The organism is Clostridium prolinivorans (assembly GCF_004011155.1).
In the GTDB taxonomy this organism is placed as follows: domain Bacteria; phylum Bacillota; class Clostridia; order Clostridiales; family Clostridiaceae; genus Clostridium_AT; species Clostridium_AT prolinivorans.
In genome coordinates, this window is the sequence record NZ_RJWG01000003.1 from 187,633 (window position 1) to 206,106 (window position 18,474).

The following is an 18,474-nucleotide window of genomic DNA, read 5'->3' on the forward strand; positions in this document are numbered from 1 at the left end:
AAGTGGTTTAAAAATTAGGATACTTATATATATATTAAAAGTCTAATATAAACTTTTAAATAAATAACAAACTTATTTTAGTAACATCTTAAAAGTTTGGGGGAATATTTATGAAAAAAGGGGTAAGTCTAGTATTAGCACTAACCTTGAGTATTACTTCTGTAATTACAGTAAAAGCTGATAATTTAACTGATGCTCAAAATAATTTGGAAAATATTCAAAATTCAATAAATGATAAAAAAGAAGAATTAGAAAATATTAACCAAAAACATATGGATACAAAAAAGAGCGTAGAACAGCTTGATGAAAAGGTAAATGAATCAGAAAAAGCATTAAATAATTTAAATAGTAAAATTACAAATATAGATAAAAAAATAAAAAACTATGAGAAAAAAATAGAAGAGAGCAAGAAAAATTTAGAAGAACAAGATGAACTATTTAAAAAAAGGGTAAGAGCTCTTTATATAAATGGAAATGAAAGCTATTTAGAACTAATTTTTAGTTCTAATAGTTTTTCAGAGTTTTTTTCTAGGATTGAATCTGTAAGTAAAGTTATGGAATATGATAAAAAATTAATTGAAAGCATGGAAAATAATAAAAAAGCTTTGGAACTTCAAAAAGCTGAACTTGATAAAACTAAAAAAGAAAATATAGTTTTAAAAACTCAAGCAGATAAGCAATATAAAGAACTTCAAGCAAACTTAGCTCAAAAACAAAACTTAATGGAATCTTTAGAGAAAGATAAGGCTTCCTATGAAAAAATGATTGAAGAGGAAGAAAAGGAATCGCAGGCAATAGCGTCATTAATAGCTACTATAAAAAAGAAAAAGGAAGAAGAGGCTAGGAAAAAAGCAGAAGAAGCGAGAAGAAAAGCTGAGGAGGCTAAGAAAAAAGCTGAGGAGGCTAAGAAAAAAGCTGAGCAAGAAGCAAGTAGAGGCGGATCAGCTGCAAACACCAGTAGTACTAATACTAATAACACTACTAATACTAATCAAACAATTTTATCTCAGTCTTCTTCTAGTAATAGTGCTCAAAAGTTATATTGTGTTACAGGAAGAGTTTATCCTATAACTTCTCCTTATGGTCCAAGAATTCATCCTATATTTGGAGTGCAAAAACCTCATACTGGTATAGATATTGGAGTTGGGTATGGAACACCTATATATGCTTTAAAAGATGGTGAGGTAATTTATGCTGGAGTCCAGGGAGGATATGGGAATGTTGTTATGATTGATCATGGAGATATTATAAGTTTGTATGCACACAATTCTTCTTTAGCAGTTAGTGTAGGACAAACTGTAAAAGGTGGACAACTTATATCTAGAGCTGGAAGTACTGGAAATTCCACAGGACCGCATCTTCATTTTGAAATAAGGAAACCAAATGGAAGTACTATTAATCCAACTCCATATTATGTTAAATAAATGATTAAAAATAAATTTGCAATGTTTTTGCAAATTTATTTTTTTTAGTGTTATAATTATTGAAGATTTATATAAATATATAGATATAGTAAAAATAAAAATGCCTAAGTAGTGAGGAGAGATAAATATATGAATAATAAGAAAAAATGGATAGCTGGAACAATAGCTATTGTTTTAGCTACTAATGTATTAACCTTTGTAAGCGCAAAAACGTTGCCTATATTTTCAACTGGGCATGTAATACAAGCAGGAAATAATGAAAATATTTCAAGTTACAATAAATTATTTGAAGTGAGGGATCTTATATATAAATTATATGATGGACCAATAGATGAAAATAAATTAGTAGAAGGAGCTATTAAAGGCATGACAGCATCTCTTGAAGATCCTTATACTGTATTTATGAATCAAGAAGAATTTCAAGCGTTTAATACTCAAACAGAGGGAAGTTATTCAGGTATAGGACTTCAAATAGAAGTAAAGGATGATAAAATAATAGTTTTAAGTACGTTTGATGATTCACCAGCACAAAAGGCAGGTATACTTCCAGGAGATGTTATAGAAAAAGTAAATGATACTAAAGTATCTGGTAAAGACTATCAAAATGCAGTGGCTATGATGAAAGGAAAAGAAGGTACAACTGTAAATATAACAGTTACAAGAAATGGGAAAGAAACATATACATATACTGTAAAAAGAGCTAAAATAAATTTACAAACTGTAAGTGGTGAACTTCTTTCTAACAATATAGGCTATATAAGAATTTCTATGTTTGATAAAAACACAGGAGAAGATTTTAATAAAAAATTAAAAGATTTGAAAGATAAAGGTGCTAAAGGAATAATTTTAGACTTAAGACAAAATCCAGGAGGGTTATTATCTACTTGCGTAGATGTAGTATCAAATTTTGTACCAAAGGGAGAAGTAATAGTTTCTACTATTGATAAATACAAAAAAGAAGAAAAGTATAAATCTAAGGGAGGAATAGCAATAGGAATGCCTTTAGTTGTATTAACTGACGGACTTACTGCTAGTGCTTCTGAAATAGTTTCAGGTGCAGTAAAAGATTATAAAGTAGGAACATTGGTAGGCGAAAAAACTTTTGGAAAGGGAGTTGTTCAAACTTTAGTTGATACTGGAGATGGAACAGCATTAAAAGTTACAATATCTAAATACTATACTCCTAATGGAGTAAATATACACAAAACAGGTATTAAGCCAGATATAGAAGTTAAGTATCCTGAGGAACTTTTAAAAGAACCATATGCAAGGAATAAAGATCCACAATTTAATAAAGCATTAGAAACATTAAAAGAAAAAATGAAATAATTTTATTTGAGGAGAATTTTTTTACATGAGCATTTTAATAAATACTTTAAGAGCTATTGCTTACACTTTAGTAAATCCTAATAGTGTATTAATTCTTATAATGCTTGCTTTTATGTTGTATAGACAAAATAAGAATATAACTATAATGCAAAAGATGATAGTTGGAGAAAATTTTGACTCTTCATTAGAGCTTACTATTTCTCAAATAGTAATAGGTATAATTGCTGGAGCAGTCTCCAGCATTATACTTGCCTTTTTAGGAGTAGCTTTTGATGAAAATTCAGCTATATATTTAATATTTTTAATATCAATATTTTTTATGTTTATAAAACCAAGGTTTATATGCTTTGCATATTCAGGAGCATTGCTTGGAATTTTAAGTTTAATTTTAGAACTTATATCAAAGATATATGCTGGAGTTAAAATAAATTTATTTGGAAGTGTTATAGATTTAGCAAATGTAGACATTCTTAAAATAGATATAGGCTCTCTTATAGTATTAATTTCTGTTCTTCATTTTATAGAAGGAATTTTAGTTATTATAGATGGTAAAAGAGGTGCTATTCCTGTATTTACAAATAGAGGAGATAAAATAATAGGCGGTTTTGCTCTTAGAAGAAATTGGCTAGTTCCAGTAGCATTATTTTTAATAATTAACAATCCAATTAATTTAGAATATACTCAAAATATTGCAACTCCTAGTTGGTGGCCTTTTCTTAAAATTTCACCATTTTTAAATATGGCAAAAGGAGCTGCAGTTACCTTATTTGCCTACTTTAGTATAATAGGATATAGTAGTGTAACATTTACTAAAAGTAAAGAAGAAAAAACTTTTTCTTCAGGTATAGCACTTTTACTATATAGCATAATACTTTTTGTGTTAGCTCAGTTTTCATATTTAAGTTATATGTATAAACTTCTTTTAATAATATTTACACCTGTGGCTCATGAATTTATGATTAATATACAAAATTTCCTTGAAGTAAAAAGAAATCCTAAATATGTAAGTGGAGATAATGGGATTATGGTTCTAGAGGTAGCACCTAACTCTCCAGCACAAGAAATGGGAATTAAAAGTGGGGATTTATTAGTAGAAGTTAATAATAAAAAAATTACAAGTGAAAATGATATTTTGTATCCATCGATAGAAGGAGTAAATTATATTAGTTTCAAAATTGAAAGAGGAATGGGCAAGCATTATGAAGTAAGTTATAACAAAATGAATAAAGAAAAAAAATAGGAATAGTTTTTGTGCCTAAAAACATTCCTAAAGATAGTACTGTAATACATTATGATGAAACTAAATTTAAAGAAATATTTGATAAAATTAAAAATAAAAAAGATGACGATGAATAAAAAATTAATGTAAATCTCTTAAAACAGTTTTATTATTTAAACTGTTTTAAGAGATTTACATTTTTACTTAAATTCTATACAATTATATATTTATATTAAGTATTATACTTAATATAAGTAGTTTATTAATATAAAGTTTTAAAAAATATATACTCTCACTTACTAATTAAGAATTATTGACATAGACATTATAAAAGTATAGAATAATTATTATTGAACAAATGTTCGTAAAGTGAGTGATATAAATGGGTAAATTTAAAATAAGTTCAAAATTTAAGCCTACTGGTGATCAGCCTCAGGCTATAGATAGTATTTCCAAGGGAATAGAACGTGGTGAAAAATTTCAGACTCTTCTTGGAGTAACTGGTTCTGGAAAAACTTTCACTATGGCTAATATAATCGAAAGAGTTCAAAAACCTACTTTGGTTTTGGCTCACAATAAAACTCTCGCTGCTCAGCTTTGTTCTGAGTTTAGAGAGTTTTTTCCTAATAATGCGGTAGAATATTTTGTTTCTTATTATGATTATTACCAGCCAGAAGCTTATGTGCCTCAAACAGATACTTATATAGAAAAAGATGCAGCTATAAACGATGAAATAGATAAGCTTAGACACTCTGCTACAGCAGCACTTTTTGAAAGAAAAGATGTTATAATAGTTGCATCAGTTTCATGTATATATGGTTTAGGAAATCCTGAAGAGTATAAAAATTTAACAATTTCTTTAAGAGAAGGAATGATTAAAGATAGAGATGAAGTAATTAAAAAACTTATAGAAATACAATATGAACGAAATGAAATTAATTTTGTAAGAGGTACATTTAGAGTAAGGGGAGATGTATTAGATATTTTTCCTGCAGGGTCTACAAATAAAGCTGTTAGAGTTGAATTTTTTGGAGATGAAATAGAAAAGATTAGAGAATTTGATGTTTTAACTGGCGAAATTCTAAATAGCAGAAGCCATATATCAATTTTTCCAGCTTCTCATTTTGCTACTTCTTATGAAAAACTTGAAATAGCTATTAAAAAAATTGAAGAAGAGTTAGAAGAACGTCTTAAAGAACTTATTGCTCAAGATAAAATTTTAGAAGCTCAAAGATTAAAGCAAAGAACAAATTTTGATATAGAGATGATAAGAGAAGTTGGATATTGCAGCGGCATAGAAAATTATTCACGGATACTTGACGGAAGAGCCAAAGGTTCACCACCACAGACTCTTATAGATTATTTTCCAAAAGATTTTTTAATGTTTATAGACGAAAGCCATGTTACCCTTCCGCAAGTAAGAGCTATGTATGCAGGGGATCGTTCTAGAAAAGATACATTAGTAGAGTATGGTTTTAGGCTTCCAAGTGCATATGATAATAGACCATTAAAATTTGAAGAATTTGAACAAAAACTTAATCAGGTTGTTTTTGTAAGTGCTACACCATCAACTTATGAGCTTGAACATTCTACAAATGTGGCAGAGCAGATTATTAGACCTACAGGACTTTTGGATCCTGAAATAATAGTAAAACCTATTAAAGGACAGATAGATGATTTATATGAAAATATTAAAAATACAATAGACAAAGGATTTAGAGTTTTGGTAACTACTCTTACCAAAAAGATGGCAGAGGATTTAACTAAATATTTTAAAGATATGAATATTAAAACTAATTATCTTCATTCAGATATAGATACAATTGAAAGAATGAAAATTATACGAGATTTAAGAAAAGGTGAATTTGATGTACTTGTGGGTATAAATCTTTTAAGAGAAGGACTTGATATCCCTGAAGTTGCTTTAGTAGCTATTTTAGATGCGGATAAAGAAGGATTTTTAAGATCTGAAACTTCTCTTATACAGACTATAGGAAGAGCAGCTAGAAATTCAGAAAGTAAAGTTATAATGTATGCAGATGTTATAACTAAATCTATGGAAAGAGCTATAAGTGAAACAAATAGAAGAAGAAAGATTCAAATGGAATATAACAAAAAAAATGGTATTGTGCCTTCTACAGTTGTTAAAGATATAAGAGAAATTATTGAAGTTACAAAAGCAGAAGAAAATCATTATGAAAGCTTGGAAGAAGCAATTGCAGCTAATAACGAAAATATAGATAAACTTATAGAAAAATATGAAATGGAAATGTCACAAGCTGCTAAAGATTTGCAATTTGAAAGAGCAGCCCAACTTAGGGATATTATATTTAAACTTAAAAAGCAGAAAACAAAATAGTTAGTTTTATAAAAATGGAGGTACTAATGAAGGAAAAAATTATTATAAAAGGTGCTAAGGTTCATAATTTAAAAAATGTGGATCTTGAAATACCTAGAGATAAATTTATTGTATTCACAGGCCTTTCTGGTTCTGGTAAATCTTCTCTTGCCTTTGATACTTTATATGCAGAGGGACAAAGAAGATATGTAGAATCACTTTCTGCTTATGCAAGACAATTTTTAGGTCAGATGAATAAGCCTGATGTAGAATATATAGAAGGCTTATCTCCTGCTATTTCTATAGATCAAAAAACTACTAGCAGAAATCCACGTTCTACTGTTGGAACTGTTACAGAAATATATGATTATTTAAGACTTTTATATGCTAGAATAGGCGTTCCTCATTGCCCAAAGTGTGGTAAAGAAATTAAAGCACAAACTGTAGATCAGATGGTAGATAAAATAATGGAAATGCCAGAAAGAACTAAAATTCAAATACTTGCTCCACTTGTAAAAGGAAGAAAAGGAGAGCATGTTAAAATTTTAGAAAACATAAGGAAAAATGGTTTTGTAAGAGCTAGAATAGATGGGGAAATTATAGAGCTTTCAGAAGAAGATATAAAGCTTGAAAAAAATAAAAAACATAATATAGAAGCTGTTGTAGATAGACTTGTTATAAAAGAAGACATAAAAAGCAGATTAGCTGATTCTATAGAAACTGCATTAGAACTTGGGGAAGGATTAGTTTTAGTAAACATTATAGGAAAAGGAGATGTCCTTTTTAGTGAAAAATTTGCATGCCCTGATTGCGGCATAAGCATAGATGAATTAGCTCCAAGAATGTTTTCATTTAATTCTCCTTTTGGGAAATGTGATAAATGTGATGGACTTGGGACTCTTATGGAAATAGATGAAAATTTAGTTATTCCAGATAAAAGTAAAAGTCTTTCAGAAGGAGCAATTTTGCCTTGGGCAGGTACAAGTGGTAAAGATGATTCCTGGACTTATAGTGTGCTTAAAGCTTTAGCTAAAGAATATAATTTTAGTTTAGATACTCCAATTGAAAAACTTCCTCCTGAAATAGTTAAAATACTTTTATATGGAACGGAAGGTAAAACAATAAAAGTTAGATATGAAAGAGAAAGCGGAGTAGGAGAGTTTAATCATAAATTTGAAGGTGTTATAAATAGTTTAAAAAGAAGATATATGGAAAGTAATTCTGATTATATTAAAAGTGAAATTGAAAACTATATGAGTGATGCACCTTGCCCTAAATGTAAAGGAGCAAGGCTTAAACCTGAAGTTTTAGCTGTAACAGTAGGAGATAAAAATATATATGAATTTTGTCTTATGTCAATAAAAGATGAACTTGATTATGTAGAAAATTTAGTACTTTCAGAAAAGGATACTATAATAAGCAGTCAGATATTAAAAGAAATAAAAAACAGACTTAAATTTTTAATAGATGTTGGTTTAGATTACCTAAATCTTTGGAGAAATGCAGGTACTTTATCTGGAGGCGAAGCCCAAAGAATAAGACTTGCTACACAAATAGGTTCAAGCTTGGTTGGAGTTTTATATATACTTGATGAGCCAAGTATAGGGCTTCATCAAAGGGACAATGATAAACTTATAGCTACTTTAAAACGCCTTAGAGATTTAGGAAATACTCTTATTGTTGTAGAGCATGATGAAGATACTATGAGAGCAGCAGATTGTATTGTGGATATAGGACCTGGTGCAGGAGAACATGGAGGAAGGGTTGTAGCTGTTGGAACATTAGATGAAATTTCAAAATGTGAAGAGTCTATTACAGGACAGTATTTAAGTGGTAAAAAATTTATCCCTGTTCCAAAAGAAAGAAGAAAACCTAATGAAAATTATATAACTGTTATAGGAGCAAAGGAAAATAATCTTAAAAATATAGATGTAAAATTTCCTATTGGAGTGTTTACTGCTGTTACAGGAGTTTCTGGTTCTGGTAAAAGTACTCTTGTAAATGAAATACTTTATAAAGGATTAAATAAAAAATTAAATAATTCAAAAGATATACCAGGTAAACATAAAGATATAATTGGTATTGAAAATATTGATAAAATAATAAATATAGACCAAAGCCCAATAGGAAGAACACCTCGTTCTAATCCTGCAACTTATACAGGAGTTTTTGATATTATAAGAGAAGTTTTTGCTTCAACTTCAGAGGCTAGAATGAGAGGTTATAAACCAGGACGCTTTAGTTTTAATGTTAAGGGCGGGCGATGTGAAGCTTGTAGTGGAGATGGAATTATAAAGATAGAAATGCAATTTTTATCTGATGTTTATGTACCTTGTGAGGTATGTAAAGGAAAAAGATATAATAGAGAAACCCTTGAAGTAAAATATAAAGGTAAAAATATAGATGATGTTCTTAATATGACTGTTGAAGAGGCAATAAATTTTTTTGAAAATATTCCAAGAATAAAAAGTAAGTTTCAGACTCTTATGGATGTAGGTCTTGGTTATATAAAGCTTGGGCAGCCTTCAACTCAATTATCTGGTGGAGAAGCTCAAAGAATTAAACTTGCTTATGAACTTTCCAAAAGAAGTACTGGAAAAACTTTTTATATTTTAGATGAACCTACAACAGGTCTTCATATAGACGATGTTAAAAGGCTTATTGATATTCTTCAAAGGCTTACTGATGCTGGAAATACAGTAGTAGTTATAGAACACAATCTTGATGTTATAAAATCTGCAGATTATATTATAGATTTAGGTCCTGAAGGTGGAGAAAGAGGAGGAACTATTTTAGCTTCAGGAACTCCTGAAGAAATTATTAAAGTTGAAAATTCTTATACAGGACAATACCTTAAAAAGATGTTATAATTAATAAGGCTAGTATTTAATATACTAGTCTTATTAATTTAAAAGAAAGGCAGTGTCGAAGTTGGATTTTAGTAAATTAACTACAATATTTAGATTTATTATTATAGGCATAATTTACATAATTATATTCTTATCACTTAAAATAATGTACAAAGACATTAAAAATGGAGGTAAAAGAAATCCTACAAAGAAAAAAACTTTTGGACTTGAAATATTAGATAAAGGAGAAAATCATGAATTAAAAAATGGTGCTGTTATTCCAATTAAAGGTGAGATTACTATTGGAAGAAAAACAACAAATAATTTAATTTTAGATGATCAGTATGTTTCAGGAAACCATGCTAGAATATTTTTAAAAAATACTGATTACATAATTGAAGATTTAGGAAGTACAAATGGAACAATTATAAATGATAAAAGGCTTGAAGGTAAAGCTATACTTAAAGTTGGAGATGAAATACAAATAGGAAGTGCTTTGTTTAAAGTTATAGGATAGGTGATATTTGGTGGATAGTTTAAAAGATGAAAAAAGAATTATTAGATATATATATTTACTTTGTATTGTATGTTTTGTAAATCTTGCTTTATTAAAAAATCCTTTTGATGAAGGTGCGGTACTTATAGGAATAATAATAATTGTATTAATAGCATATTCTCAATTTATAATAAGAAAATTTTATCCTGACGGAGATAAATATATATTGATATTTGCAAGTATTTTATCTGTTATTGGTATTGCAGTTATATACCGTCTTAATCCTACATTAGCTTTAAAACAGGTAATGTGGTTTGCTCTTGGAGTATCTGCATTTATAATTATTATTGTACTTTTCCCAGATTTAAAAAGTTTTCAAAAATATAAATATATTTATCTTGCACTTACTTTAATTTTTATGTCTATGGCTCTCATATTTGGTACAGAAAGAGGAGGGGCTAAAAACTGGATTATAATAAAAAATATAAGTTTTCAGCCGGCAGAATTTGGGAAATTATTTTTAGTAGCTTATCTTGCCTCTGCTCTTAAAGATTATAAAAGTTATAAAAATTTAATAGAGCCTGCATTTGTAGTTATGATATCTCTTGGATTTATGGTACTTCAAAGAGATTTAGGAACTGCTCTTATAGTGTTTGCTTTATCAGTAACTATTCTTTACATAGCAACTTCAAAGGTTAAGTATGTTATAACCTGTTTAATCCTTTTTATTTTAGGCGGAGTAATAAGTTATGAAATTTTTGATCATGTTAGAATAAGAATTATGATTTGGCAAAATCCTTGGAATTATGCTAATAATGAAGGACTTCAAATAGTTCAATCTCTTATAGCTATAGCATGGGGAGGACTTTTTGGAACAGGCCTTGGCTTTGGCTTTCCTAATTATATACCAGTAAATGTTTCAGATTTTATATTTACAGTAATTTGTGAAGAATTAGGTATAGTTACTGGACTTGGATTAATAATAATTTATTTCTTACTTTTTTATAGATGTATGAGAGCTGCAGTTTATATAGAAGATAATTTTTCAAGACTAGTTGCTGTTGGGTATAGTTCTATTATTGCTTCTCAAGCTTTGGTAATTTTAGGAGGAGTTATAAATTTAATTCCTTTAACAGGTATTACACTTCCACTTGTAAGTTATGGAGGTACATCTATGCTCATAACCTTCTGCTCTTTGGGGATAGTGCAAAAGATTTCGGAAGGAGAATAATTATGGAAAAAGATATTTCGGCTAATATAAAGAAAATTTTCGTAGTTTTTCTTTTATGTTTTATAGTAATTATGTCATATATAACTTATTTTGAACTTTACAAGTCAGAAGAAATTGTAAAAAGTCCATATAATAAAAGAACTTGGGCCGTAAGAAATAAAGTTTTAAGAGGAACTATTTATGATAGGAATATGACAATACTTGCTAAAAGTGAAAAAACAAATGAAGATGGACAAAAAAGAGTTTATGAAGGTGGAGAAGCCTTTACCCATGCAATAGGATATATAGATTTAAAATATGGTATTACTGGACTTGAAAAAAAATATGATTCACAGCTTAGTTATGATGAAGGATTTGATATAATAAGCTTTATAAAAAATAAAGGAAAAACAAAAGAAAATGATGAAAAGGTAGGAAGAAGTTTAAAAACAACATTAGACACAGATTTGCAGATGCTCTCTTATGAACTTTTAGGGAATAATAGAGGCGCAATAGTAGTTTTAAATCCTAAAACTGGAGAAGTGCTTACTATGGTATCTAAGCCATCATTTGATGCTAATAATTTAGACAAAATATGGGATAGCCTTCAAAAGAAAGAAGCAAATTATCCTTTTATAAATAGAGCTACATCTGGACTTTATGCTCCAGGTTCTACATTTAAAGTTATAACAGCTGTAAGTGCTTTAGAAAATATCAAAGGCATAACTTCGAGAAAATTTAAAGATAATGGTAAATTAGTTTTTAATTCAAATGAATCTATAAGTAATTATGGAGGAAAAGCTTATGGAAATATTGATTTAAAAAAAGCTTTTGCAGAATCTAGTAATGTGTATTTTGGAAGTCTTGGTATAGAGCTTGGAAATGAAAAGCTTAAAGAAACTGCAGAAAAATTTTTATTTAATAAAGATATTCCTTCAGATGGATTAACAATAGAAAACAGCAGGTTTCCATCTTATAAAGATAATGAAAAAGGTAATCTTGCTCAAAGTGCTATAGGGCAAGCAGAAGTACTTGCTACACCTATGGAAATGGCTCTTGTTGCTAGTACAATTGCAAATAATGGTGTTATGATGAAACCATATATAGTAAGTGAAATTTTAAATAATGAAAAAAATGTAGTAAAAAAGATTAATTCGGAAAAAATAGGAAATATAATTTCTGAAGAAAATTCAAAAATAATGAGAGATTTAATGAGAGAAGTTGTATTAAAAGGTACAGGGAAAAATGCTTCTGTATCAGGTATAAAAGTTGCAGGGAAAACAGGGACTGCAGATCATGATGATATACCAAATGTAGATGAACCACCTCATTCTTGGTTTATAGGTTTTGCACCTTATGAAGATCCCAAGATAGCTATATCGGTTATTGTAGAAGAAGGAGGAACAGGAGGAAAAGCAGCAGCTAAAATTGCGGGTCAAGTTATTAAAGAAGCTTTAAAAAAATAGAGAATATAAGCATTTATAAGTATATGAACATATGTTTCTGTGATATAATAAAGTTAGGTATGTGTAAAATTTTGACGATACCTGACTTTTTTTAATTTATTAAGGAGAAATAACATGAATGGTAAGACACATGCAGGAATAGGATTGGCAGCTTTTGTAGCTCTCAGCAATAAATTGCCTGGTGGTTTTAGTTATTTAGGTATGGGAGTAGTTGTTATAGCTTCTTTATTCCCAGATATAGATCATCCTAAAAGTATTATAAATAAATATATACTTCCCTTTAAAAATAAAGGAGCAAAAATTACTTTATATATTTGCAGTGGTATAATTGTTTTATATTTCGATTATGTATATACAAATCAGCCAGCATATAAAGCGTTAGGTGTGGCACTTATTTCAATAGGCATATCTTCACACAGAAACGGGCTTACTCATAGCCTTCTTGGGATGATAACTTTTAGTTTTATAATCTCGTATATAAGTAATAAATATAGTTTAAAAAATATAACATATTATTTTATTATAGGATACAGTCTTCATCTCATTTGCGATATGTCTACAAACAGAGGAGTACCTCTTTTTTATCCTTTCAAAAATAAAAAAATAAAATTTCCTGTAACATATAGAGTAGGATCTAAATTTGGTAACTTTATAGAGCTAATATTGGTAATAGCAGGATTGATTTATATAATATATAGACTGCCAGGGATTTAATAAAAATTTTTAGTTTTAACTGGTATAGTGATATAATAATTAAGTAAATAATTGCACATTATTTTAAATTTACAATATGATTAACCTTTAATAAGACGTAAATTAAATTTAACTCTACAATTTATAGTGTTTCTAAATTTCTATTACGTCTATATATAAGCATTCAATATTTAATAAAAAGACTTTTCATAAAATAATCACAATATGAAAACTAAATATAATATAAAATGATAAAATTTCACTTTTATAAAATGGAGGTGAAAAAATTGTTTGATTTTGAATATCAATTAAAAATACTGCCGGAAAAGCCAGGAGTTTATATTATGAAAAATTCTTTAGGCGAAGTTATTTATGTTGGAAAAGCAAAAATACTTAAAAATAGAGTAAGGCAGTATTTTCAATCTTCCAAAAATCATTCTGATAAAGTTAAAGCTATGGTTAAGAACATAGCTGAATTTGAATATATAGTTACAGATTCTGAAATGGAAGCTCTTATACTTGAATGTAATCTTATAAAGAAGTATAGGCCTAGATATAATATTCTTCTTAAAGATGATAAACATTATCCTTTTATAAAAGTTACAATAAATGAGGATTTTCCTAGAGTTTTTATGACAAGAACACATGCTAAAGATGGAGGAAAGTATTTTGGACCTTATACAGATTATAGTGCAGTATATGAAACTTTAGATTTAATAAAAAAAATTTTCCCAGTTAGAACTTGTAAAATGACTATTAAAGATGGAGAAATAAAAGCAAGACCATGTCTTAATTATCATATAGGTTTATGTACTGCCCCATGTGCTGGACTTACAACAAAAGAAGAGTATAATAAAACTATACAAAATATTATAGATTTGCTTTCAGGTAAAGATAAACAGATAACAAAAGATTTAAGAATTCAAATGGAAAAGGCTGCTGAAAACTTAGAATTTGAAAAGGCAGCTTCATATAGAGATAAGATAATTGCTGTGGAAAAAATTATAGAAAAGCAGAAAATTATTATTGGAAATTTTGAAGATGAAGATTTTATAAATATTTATAGTGATGAAACTGATACTTGTGCTATGATATTTTTTTTAAGAGATGGAAAGATAGTAGGAAGAGAACATTATATGCTTGAAGACACATCAGGAATAGAATCTAAGGAGATAGTATCAGATTTTATTAAAGAGTTTTATGGTGGTACTGCATTTGTTCCTAAAAATATATATGTTAATGAAGTTGAAGACTCAGAACTTTTAGAACAATGGCTTACAATGAAAAGAGAAAGTAAAGTTTATATTAAAGTCCCTCAAAGAGGAGAAAAAAAAGAAATTTTAGACATGGTATTTAAAAATGCTAAGATTACTTTAGAGCAATTTAAATCTAAACTTAAAGCAGATAAAGAAATACACAAAACAGCGCTTAAAGAATTAGCTGAACTTTTAGATTTAGAAAATCTACCAAATAGAATAGAGGCTTATGATATATCAAACATTCAAGGATTAGATTCAGTTGGAAGTATGATAGTATTCGAAGATGGTAAACCTAAAAATAGTGATTATAGGAGATTTAAAATAAAAAGCGTAATCGGAGCAAATGATTATGAAAGTATGAGAGAAATTTTAAATAGACGTTTTAAGCATGGACTTGAAGAAGTTAAAAAAATTAAAGAAAGAAATTTAGAATTAAGTGCAGGTAAATTTTGTATATTTCCTGATTTAATTTTAATGGATGGAGGAAAAGGGCAAGTTAATGTAGCATTAGAAGTTTTAAAAGAACTTAATATAGATATACCTGTATGTGGTATGGTTAAAGATGATAAACATAATACAAGAGGACTTATATATAATAATAATGAGATGATAATTAAGCAAAATTCTAATGTTATGCATCTTATTACAAGAATACAAGATGAAGTTCATAGATTTGCTATAACTTATCATAGAAGCTTAAGAGATAAAAGAATTTTACACTCTGTCCTTGAAGATATACCAAATATTGGAGAAAAGAGAAGAAAAGAACTTTTAAAAAAATTTGGTAGTATAGAAAATATTAAAAATGCATCTATTGAAGAATTAGAAGAAACACCAAGTATTAATAAAAAAGCTGCAGAAAGTATTTTTAATTATTTTAATAAAAATAAGGACAATAAATAAATTTATATGAAATATTTATAAAATTGAATTTTAAAAAAGGAGTGACAAAGTTGAAGTATGTTTTAGATACGCATACTCATACAGTTTCTAGTGGGCATGCATATAATACTTTATTAGAAAACTTAAAAGAGGCTAAAGAAAATGGAATGGAACTTGTAGCAGTTACTGATCATGGTCCTAATATGCCTGGAGGACCTCATATTTTTTATTTTTCAAATTTAAAGGTTCTACCTCAAGAAATTTATGGAATAAAGCTTCTTAAAGGATGCGAAGCTAATATAATAGATTATGAAGGAAATTTAGATATACCTCTTAGAATTCAAGAGAGATTAGATATAATAATAGCTAGTTTACATGATGTATGCATAGAAACATCAAGTAGAGAAAAGAATACAGAAGCTCTTATAAATGCTATGAAAAATCCATATGTAGATATTATAGGACATTGTGGTAATCCATATTTCCCTATATATGAAGAGGAAGTAGTAAAAAAGGCTAAAGAAGAAAATGTACTTATTGAGATAAATAACAGTTCTCTTACTCCTGGTGGTTCTAGAGAAGGAAGTGTTGAAACTTGCACAAAAGTAGCTAAATTATGTAAACAGTATGGGGTAAAAATAGTAATAGGAAGTGATGCTCACTGTGCTTTTCAAATAGGTAAATTTGATTCTGCTCATGAAATGCTTATGGAAGTTGGCATGCCAGAAGAACTCATAATAAATACTGAAACAAAAAAACTTATTACATATTTAAAAAATAAAGGTAAATTAGTAAATTTTAATATTGATTAATTTGTTAATTATACATTATACTGAATAAGTAAGCATTAATGTTGTTAAGGAGATATGTGATGAATCAATGTAAAAATTTTATTAATGATTTTAATAATATTTTGGGGAAAGAAAATATATCAATTGATGAACCAATGAAAAATCATACTTCATTTAAGGTTGGAGGACCTGCTGATATATTAGTTACACCTAAAAATTATGAAGAAGTAGTTAAAATTATTAAATTTTGCAATCAAAAAAACTTACCTTATTATATAATTGGGAGAGGTTCTAATCTTTTAGTAAAAGATGGTGGCTTTAGGGGAGTAATAATAAAACTTACATCATTAAATAAAATACAAGTTTTAGATGAAAAAATTATAGCACAAGGGGGAGCAGATTTATCTGCAGTTTCTGATGAAGCACTTAAGCACAGTTTAACTGGTTTTGAATTTGCATGTGGAATTCCTGGAACTGTAGGTGGAGCTGTTACTATGAATGCAGGAGCATATAATGGTGAGATAAGTCAAGTTATTGAAAGTGCTCTTGTAGTAGATAAAAAAGGAAATTTAATAACTTTAAATAAAGATGAACTTGAATTGGGATATAGAATAAGTGCTATACAAAAATATGAATATACTGTTCTTGAGGCAACTTTTAAGCTTACTAAAGGAGAATACAATAAAATAAAAGAAAGAATAGATGATTTAACTTTAAAAAGGCAGGAAAAGCAGCCTTTAGAATATCCTTCAGCAGGAAGCACATTTAAAAGACCAGAAGGTTATTTTACAGGTAAGCTTATAGAAGAAAGTAACCTTAAAGGTTATACAATTGGAGGAGCTCAAGTTTCAGAAAAACATGCAGGTTTTGTTATAAATAAAAATAATGCTACTGCAGAAGATATAATAAATTTGATAAAACATATACAAAATACTATAAAAACAAAATATAACGTAGAACTCCAACCAGAAGTAAGAATAATTGGAGAAGAAGCCTAATAATATAAAAAACAATAATTAATCTACTGTACTAAATCTAGTACAGTAGATTAATTTTTAAATTTTAATAAAATACAATAGGAGGAATTTTTATGACCCATTTTGTAAGAAAAGAAGTGCTTGGACTTGAAATGTATGTGGCAGGAAAACCTATAAGTGAAGTAAAAAGAGAGCTTGGGCTTACAGATGTTATAAAGTTAGCTTCAAATGAAAATCCATTAGGTTGTTCTCCTAAAGCAAAAGAAGCTTTAAAAGAAGCTATAGAAGAAGCTCATTTATATCCTGATGCTTCAAGCTTTGAACTTAAAAATGCTATTGCAAAACATTTAAATGTTAAACCAAGTCAAGTTTTTTGTGGTACTGGTTCAGATCTTTTAATAAGAATAATTTGCAGTACTGTTTTAAACCCCGGAGATGAAAGTATAATGGGAGAAGTAACATTCTCACGTTATGATGCATCAACTAAACTTATGGGAGGAAAATCTGTAATTGTTCCCATGAAAGACAATGCTTTAGATATTGATAAAATGGTTGAAGCTATAACTGATAAAACTAAATTAATATGGTTTTGCAATCCTAATAACCCAACTGGAACTATATTTAAAAAAGCTGATTTAGAAAGAGTTATTAATAAAATTCCTGAAAGTGTTCTTATAATTTTGGATGAAGCTTACATAGAGTATGTTACAGATCCAGATTATCCAGATTCTTTAAGTTTACTTGAAAAATATCCTAATATTATAATACTAAGAACATTTTCAAAAGCATATGGGCTTGCAAGTTTAAGATGTGGCTATGGAATAGCTAATGAAGAACTTGTACAATATTTTAATACAGTATTAGGACCATTTGATGTAAATTTATTTGCACAAAAGGCAGCTGTAAAAGCTCTAGAAGATAAAGAACATATAAAATTGGTATATGAAACAAATAAAGTTGGGAAAGAATATTTATATAAAGAATTTAGTAAACTAGGTTTAGAATATATAGAAACAAATGCTAACTTTATAATGGTAAAAAGTAAATTAGACGATAAATTAGTTTTTAATGAACTTTTAAAGAAAGGAATAATAATAAGACCAGGTGCTTTCCTTGGAATGCCAGGTTGGATGAGAGTTACAATAGGAACTCAAAATCAAAATGAAGCATTTATAAAAGCACTCACAGAAGTTTTTAAAGAAAACATATAAATATTTTGATATTATAATTAAATTTACTACTATCATAGTGTTTTTAGAGAAAGTATGTAAATATTTCAAAACAAAAGCTATGCATAAATCAGGGAAATCCTTTTTGTGCATAGCTTTTTAATTTATTTAAAGTATTTTTAGTTTTTTAAAATTATTTTTTATAAAAACATACTTATATGTTTGAAAAGATAGTTTTATATTCAAAAATAATTATTTTTTATAATTTATTAATAAAGTTATTTAAATAAAATAATTACTAACCAATTTAAAAAAATCTGAAAAAGTTTACAAAAAATAATTGACATGGTTATAAAGATGATATAAAATATA

Annotated in this window: 13 protein-coding genes; all 13 read left to right on the plus strand. The window is 28.0% G+C overall.

What is annotated here, in order from left to right; all coding sequences use genetic code 11:
- Positions 1-110: 110 nt before the first annotated feature.
- The 13 genes from EGD97_RS05025 (at position 111) to hisC (ending at position 18,144) form a co-directional block, all read left to right on the plus strand.
- A complete protein-coding gene (locus EGD97_RS05025) occupies positions 111-1,424 on the plus strand; it encodes a murein hydrolase activator EnvC family protein (protein ID WP_127836635.1) in 1,314 nt (437 codons plus the stop codon).
- Between the two features lie 129 nt (positions 1,425-1,553).
- On the plus strand, positions 1,554-2,753 hold the full coding sequence (locus EGD97_RS05030; protein WP_078682758.1) for a S41 family peptidase: 1,200 nt from the start codon (positions 1,554-1,556) through the stop codon (positions 2,751-2,753).
- 25 nt (positions 2,754-2,778) lie between these two features.
- Positions 2,779-3,993, plus strand: a complete 1,215-nt coding sequence (locus tag EGD97_RS05035; RefSeq protein WP_228201972.1) for a PDZ domain-containing protein — start codon at positions 2,779-2,781, stop codon at positions 3,991-3,993.
- 361 nt (positions 3,994-4,354) lie between these two features.
- A complete protein-coding gene (uvrB, locus tag EGD97_RS05040; protein WP_127836636.1) occupies positions 4,355-6,331 on the plus strand; it encodes an excinuclease ABC subunit UvrB in 1,977 nt (658 codons plus the stop codon).
- Between the two features lie 26 nt (positions 6,332-6,357).
- Positions 6,358-9,180, plus strand: coding sequence for an excinuclease ABC subunit UvrA (gene uvrA / locus EGD97_RS05045; RefSeq protein WP_127836637.1), 2,823 nt, complete (start codon positions 6,358-6,360; stop codon positions 9,178-9,180).
- Between the two features lie 61 nt (positions 9,181-9,241).
- Positions 9,242-9,676 (plus strand): FHA domain-containing protein, encoded by a 435-nt coding sequence (locus EGD97_RS05050; RefSeq protein WP_078682754.1) that lies wholly within the window; start codon positions 9,242-9,244, stop codon positions 9,674-9,676.
- Between the two features lie 10 nt (positions 9,677-9,686).
- Positions 9,687-10,886 carry an FtsW/RodA/SpoVE family cell cycle protein gene (locus EGD97_RS05055; protein ID WP_127836638.1) on the plus strand — a complete coding sequence of 400 codons (1,200 nt, stop codon included), beginning with the start codon at positions 9,687-9,689 and terminating at the stop codon, positions 10,884-10,886.
- A gap of 2 nt (positions 10,887-10,888) precedes the next feature.
- The gene (locus tag EGD97_RS05060) at positions 10,889-12,331 is read left to right on the plus strand and encodes a peptidoglycan D,D-transpeptidase FtsI family protein (protein ID WP_078682752.1); all 1,443 of its coding nucleotides are present in this window, start codon (positions 10,889-10,891) and stop codon (positions 12,329-12,331) included.
- A 114-nt stretch (positions 12,332-12,445) separates the two neighbouring features.
- Positions 12,446-13,045, plus strand: a complete 600-nt coding sequence (locus EGD97_RS05065; RefSeq protein ID WP_078682751.1) for a metal-dependent hydrolase — start codon at positions 12,446-12,448, stop codon at positions 13,043-13,045.
- Positions 13,046-13,311: 266 nt separating this feature from the next.
- On the plus strand, positions 13,312-15,186 hold the full coding sequence (uvrC, locus tag EGD97_RS05070) for an excinuclease ABC subunit UvrC (protein ID WP_127836639.1): 1,875 nt from the start codon (positions 13,312-13,314) through the stop codon (positions 15,184-15,186).
- Positions 15,187-15,236: 50 nt separating this feature from the next.
- Positions 15,237-15,977, plus strand: coding sequence for a phosphatase (locus EGD97_RS05075; RefSeq protein ID WP_078682749.1), 741 nt, complete (start codon positions 15,237-15,239; stop codon positions 15,975-15,977).
- Positions 15,978-16,036: 59 nt separating this feature from the next.
- On the plus strand, positions 16,037-16,954 hold the full coding sequence (gene murB, locus EGD97_RS05080; RefSeq protein ID WP_078682748.1) for a UDP-N-acetylmuramate dehydrogenase: 918 nt from the start codon (positions 16,037-16,039) through the stop codon (positions 16,952-16,954).
- A gap of 92 nt (positions 16,955-17,046) precedes the next feature.
- The gene (gene hisC, locus EGD97_RS05085) at positions 17,047-18,144 is read left to right on the plus strand and encodes a histidinol-phosphate transaminase (protein ID WP_078682747.1); all 1,098 of its coding nucleotides are present in this window, start codon (positions 17,047-17,049) and stop codon (positions 18,142-18,144) included.
- Positions 18,145-18,474 lie beyond the last annotated feature (330 nt).